This window comes from Kocuria sp. CPCC 205235 (genome assembly GCF_040980905.1).
Taxonomy (GTDB): Bacteria; Actinomycetota; Actinomycetes; order Actinomycetales; family Micrococcaceae; genus Kocuria; species Kocuria carniphila.
Genome location: NZ_JAVKPR010000071.1, coordinates 1 through 1299, shown reverse-complemented (window position 1 = coordinate 1299; position 1299 = coordinate 1). Strand labels below are relative to the sequence as shown.

Below are 1299 nucleotides of genomic sequence, written 5' to 3'. Positions count from 1 at the left end.
CGGGTTAAAGGCCAAAATGTGTGTATGGCTCGGGTGTGTCATGGGTGGTTTCGGCCTGCCCAGCCGTGTTGGATGCCGTTGCCGTCTTCGGCACTGAAGGCGTTGTCATAGAGGGTCGGCCCGATCGGTTCGTCCTGGTGTTGGGGGCGTGTCGGTGGTGGGTTCCAGTGTTCTTCCCGTGCGAGGTCCCAGGGGTTTCTGGGGTGTTCGGTGAGGGAGTTCAGTAACCAGTCCACGGCCCGTCGAGCGTGCTTGTCGGGCATTCCGCGGTGGGCTCGCAAGAGTTCTTTGATGGCCTTGTTTGGCCCGCCCTCCAACGGAGAGGTCGTGCGGTCGATCTTCACCCCGGTCTGTGATGCCAACTCGGGGTTGAGCCAGGTGAAGAGGTTGTGGTGGCGGATCAGGGTCCGGTAGAAGCCGCGGGCTCGGCGTAGGCGTTGATGGGTGTACCACCAGGCACGGTCCTCGTTCACCCCAGTGGGGCGTAGTACTCCTTTGCCCGGGCGGGAGCGTTGTTTTAAGAACGTCTCCCACTTCGCTTCCCAGGTGGCGTAGGCGCCCATCCAGACCGCGGCTTGGTCCAGGTCGGCCACTGCCATCAGCGCCCGGGTCAGACTCATCAGTTCTTGGCCGGCTTCCAGGCGTGGAGACAGGCTCAGGTGCCGGCGGATAGCGGTGTAGATGTGGAAGTAACAGCGCTGAACCGCGGTGTGGGGCCAGACCTGGCGCAGGGCCGCGTGCAGGCCGGTGCCACCGTCGACGATGGCCACGACCGGGGCCGGGATCCGGTTCAACAGCGCCACCCAGGCGGCTTTCTTCTCGTGGTCACACCATTGCCAGTCCACCACGTGGGTGCCGGTGTAGGCGATGAGCACGCACCAGCCGTTGAAGTAGGTGCCATCGAGCATGATCTGGTGGTGGATCACCCCGGTCGGCTCCGGGCGTGGGACAGGTACTCGCCAGCACCAGGCGGTAGCTCTCCTGAAGGTGCGGGGGCTACCGCTGAAATCGCTGCTCTTCGCTCCGTGCAGAAGCCAGGCGTGAAACCAGTCCAGTTGGGCTCGTCGGGTGAGCTGTTCGCGGTGGATGGTGGTTGAGGCCCCGCACCGCGGACATCGCCATCGAGTCCGACCAGCGCTGGTCCTCCCGTTCTTCACCAACGGTTGAGCACATACACCACAAGAGGGTCTGTTTCGTGGAAGGGGCACCAGACATGCTCCCAGAGCATGTCAAAGCCCTAGAACGTTGCTATCGCAGGCAAGCAAGCCCCCGCCATACACATATTTTGGCCTATAACCC

General features: G+C 63.1%; 1 protein-coding gene. It reads right to left on the bottom strand.

The window, feature by feature from the left end; translation table 11 throughout:
- Positions 1–38 precede the first annotated feature (38 nt).
- The gene (locus RF638_RS15990; RefSeq protein WP_368842458.1) at positions 39–1208 is read right to left on the bottom strand and encodes an IS1249 family transposase; all 1170 of its coding nucleotides are present in this window, start codon (positions 1206–1208) and stop codon (positions 39–41) included.
- Positions 1209–1299: the final 91 nt, after the last annotated feature.